Annotated in this window: 4 protein-coding genes and 1 pseudogene; all 5 read left to right on the top strand. The window is 69.1% G+C overall.

Annotation, left to right across the window (positions count from 1 at the left end):
- Nucleotides 1–421 (top strand): annotated as a pseudogene (locus A5714_RS20635) (mammalian cell entry protein); the annotation flags it as partial.
- On the top strand, nucleotides 422–1,906 hold the full coding sequence (locus A5714_RS20630) for an MCE family protein (RefSeq protein WP_068288369.1): 1,485 nt from the start codon (nucleotides 422–424) through the stop codon (nucleotides 1,904–1,906).
- Between the two features lie 10 nt (nucleotides 1,907–1,916).
- Entirely contained in the window at nucleotides 1,917–2,588 is a 672-nt protein-coding gene (locus A5714_RS20625) for an Mce protein (RefSeq protein ID WP_068288366.1), read from the top strand.
- On the top strand, nucleotides 2,585–3,235 hold the full coding sequence (locus A5714_RS20620) for a hypothetical protein (RefSeq protein WP_068288362.1): 651 nt from the start codon (nucleotides 2,585–2,587) through the stop codon (nucleotides 3,233–3,235). The genes A5714_RS20625 and A5714_RS20620 overlap by 4 nt, the downstream gene beginning before the upstream one ends.
- The coding region (locus tag A5714_RS20615; protein WP_068288359.1) for a CAP domain-containing protein at nucleotides 3,232–3,636 on the top strand (405 nt) is incomplete at its 3' end. The genes A5714_RS20620 and A5714_RS20615, both read left to right, overlap by 4 nt.

Here is a 3,636-nt window from a genome sequence, read left to right as displayed (position 1 = left end):
GGCGCGGGAACGCACCAAGATCGCCGACACGATCGATCAGGTCGGCAAGTTCAGTGCGATTGCGGCCGACACCATCCACCAGAGCAGGCAGTCGCTGGTGGACAACCTGCGCAACATCGCGCCGGTGCTGCGGTCGCTGGCCGATGCCGGGCCGTCGCTCACCAAGGGCCTGGACGGCCTGGCGACCTATCCGTGGCCCACCTCCACGGTGCGGAACTGGTTCCGCGGTGACTACGCCAACCTCACCCTGGTGGTGGATCTGACCTTGAGCCGCATCGACCAAGGCCTGTTCACCGGGTCGCGGTGGGAGGGCAACCTGACACAACTCGAAATGCTGTGGGGCCGCACCATCGGCATGCAGCCGAGCCCGGTCACGGGCGGCAACCCCCTGACGTACCCGTACCACTTCGGGGGTTACTGAGTGCTGCGCTTGAATCGACGGACCTGGATCCAGCTGGCCATCCTCACTCTGGTCAGCGTGGTGTCCTGTGGCGCAATGGCTTTCAACTTCATGAAGCTACCCGCGACGCTGTTCGGGATCGGTGAATACCAGGTCACTGTGGACCTACCGCAATCCGGGGGGCTGTATCAGACGTCGGTGGTCACCTACCGGGGCACCGACGTGGGGCAGGTCAAGTCCGTCGACGTCACCGCCACCGGGGTGCGGGCGGTGCTCGCCATGCGCTCGGGCGTCAAGGTGCCCTCCGACGTGCAGGCCTCGGTGCATAGCCGATCGGCCATCGGCGAGCAATACATCGAACTGACACCGCAACCCGGCGGCAAAGACGGCGAACGCTCGCGGTGGCTGCGCGCCGGTGACGTCATCCCCGCCGGTCACGTCGACGTCCCCGTGGACATCGGCCGCCTGCTCGACATGACCAACCGTGCGCTACAGGCGATTCCACGCGACAACCTGCACACCCTGATCGACGAGACCAACCGCGCGGTCGGCGGGCTCGGCCCGGAATTGGCCCGCATCGTCGACGGCTCCACCGCGCTGGCCATCGCCGGCGGCAAAACCCTCGACCCGTTGGCCGCGCTCATCGACCAGACTCCGCCGGTGCTGAATTCTCAAGTGCAGACGTCGGACTCGATCGCGGCCTGGGCGAGGCACACTGCGGCGCTCATGGCCCAGTTCAAGGCGCAAGACGCCGCGGTCCGAGATTTGTTGACCCAGGGGACGTCCGGCATCGAGGAGGCCCGCGCGCTGCTGGACCGGGTGTCCCCGGCGCTGCCCGTGCTGTTCGCCAACCTGGTCAGCCTGGGCGACATCGCCGTCGTCTACCGCCACGACATCGAACAGCTCCTGGTGCTGCTGCCGCAGGGCATCGCCGCCATGGCGGCGATCGTCGTGCCGAGCTCGAACACCAAGCAGGAGTACCGGGGCGCGCAACTCGACTTCAACCTGAACCTCAACCTGCCGCCGCCCTGCACCACCGGTTACCTGCCGCCGCAGCAGCGTCGTTCGCCGGCCAGCGTCGACGCGCCGGACCGGCCCACCGGAGACTTGTTCTGCCGGGTCCCCCAGGACTCCGAGTTCAACGTCCGCGGCGTGCGCAACATCCCGTGCGAGAGCAAGCCATACAAGCGCGCGCCGACGGTCGAGCTGTGCGAGAGCGACGAGGAGTACGTGCCGCTCAACGACGGCTATAACTGGAAGGGCGACCCGAACGCCACCTATTCGGGTCAGGGCGTGCCGCTGTACCCGCCGGGGCAGGACCCGCGGCTGCCCCCGCCGCGGGGGGTCGCGCCGCTGCCCGGCGCGCCGCCCCCGCCGCCGGCCGTCGCCACCTACGACCCGGCCACCGGCGACTACATCGGGCCCGACGGCCGCCGCTACACCCAATCCGACCTGGCCCACCCGCGTGCCAAGAACTGGCAGCAACTTCTTGTCCCGCAACCTTAAAAGGAGCACCATGGCCGACGAGCCTGATACCGCCGCGGCAGCGGAAAAAGACGAGACCGACGCGGCCGACGAGAGCGCCGTGACCGACGAGAGCGGCGTGCCCGACGAGAGCGCCGTGACCGACGAGAGCGGCGTGCCCGACCAGAGCGCCGTGACTGACGGCCGAATCGCCCGCTGGCGCAACGCGACTCGGAGCCGCCGCCTGTCGCGGGTCGCCACCGCGCTGGTGGCCGGCGTCGTGATCGTGGCGACGCTGGCCGGGGTGGCCGGCTATTGGGGATATCGCGCCTACCAGACCCACACCGCGCAGGCCCGTCGCGACCTGTACCTGCAGACGGCCCGCCAGGGCGCGGTGAACCTGACCACCATCAAGTACACCGAGATCGACGCCGACGTGCAGCGGATCCTCGAACTCGCCACCGGCGCCTTCCGCGAAGATTTCGAGCAACGATCGAAGCCCTTCATGGAGGTCGTCAAGGCCGCGCAGTCGAAGTCGGAGGGCACCGTGACCGACGCCGGAGTGGAATCCGAGCACGGTGACTCGGCCCAGGTGCTGGTCGCGGTCGCGGTGAAGTCGCAGACCGCCGGCGGAGAAGAGGCGCCGCGCGAGTGGCGCATGCGCATCGAGGTGAAGTCGGTCGGCGACGACGCCAAGGTCTCCAACGTGGTGTTCGTGCCATGACGACGGTGAGCGACGGGACGGACATGGTGGCCACCGACGACCCCGAGGTCACGCCGCCAGACGACGCGGCGAGCCCAGACGCGGCGAGCGAACCCGACGCCGGTCCGACGGGCAGCGACCCCGCCGCCGCCCCGGACGACGACCCGCCGCCGCAGCGGCGGCCGATCGCCTGGTCGCGGATCCTCGCGTTCGGTGTGCTGCCCGGCCTCGCACTGGTGCTGGCGCTCACGGCCGGCTACTTCCGGTGGGTGGCCGGCGCGTCCGCCGACCTCGACCAGGCCCGCACGGAGTCGGTGCGGGTCGCCCGCGAGGGCACCGTCGCCGTGCTGTCGTACAGGCCGGAGTCGGTGGACAAGGACCTCGGCGCGGCGCGCGACCGCCTGACGGGCGACTTCAAGGACGCCTACACCGCGCTCACCCGCGAGGTGGTCATCCCGGGCGCCATGGACAAACACATCGCGGCGGTCGCGAAAGTGAGTGCCGCCGCACCGATTTCGGTGTCCGCCAACCACGCCGTGGTGCTGCTGTTCGTCAACCAGACGGTGACCATCGGCAACGGCGCCCCCACCGACACCCAGCCGGTCATCCGCACGACCTTGGACAAGGTTGACGGGCATTGGTTGATCTCGCACTTCGATCCCGAATGAAACGCAGGGCGCCGCTCGGTGCGGCCGCGGTCACCCTCAGTGCGGCGGCGATTTTCGCCGCTCCCGGCGCGCATGCCGACAACAAGCGGCTCAACAGCGCCGTGGTGTCCGCGGTCTACACGCTGCAGCACCAGGCGGGCTGCACCAACGACGTCATCCGGGACAACGCGCTCACCCTGGCCGCGCAGTGGCACGCCGACGACATGATGAACAACCGAAACATCAATGACGACACCGGGTCCGACGGGACCAGCCCGCAGGACCGTGCCAACGCGGCCGGTTTCACCGGACGGGCCGCCGAGACGGTGGCGATCAATCCGGCGATCGCGATCAGCAGCCTGGAGTTGGTCAACCAGTGGTACTACAACCCCGCGGACATGGCGATCATTCGCGACTGCGCC

This window comes from Mycobacterium sp. E2462 (assembly GCF_001672685.1).
Taxonomy (GTDB): Bacteria; Actinomycetota; Actinomycetes; order Mycobacteriales; family Mycobacteriaceae; genus Mycobacterium.
This window is presented reverse-complemented; position numbering and strand designations above follow the sequence as displayed.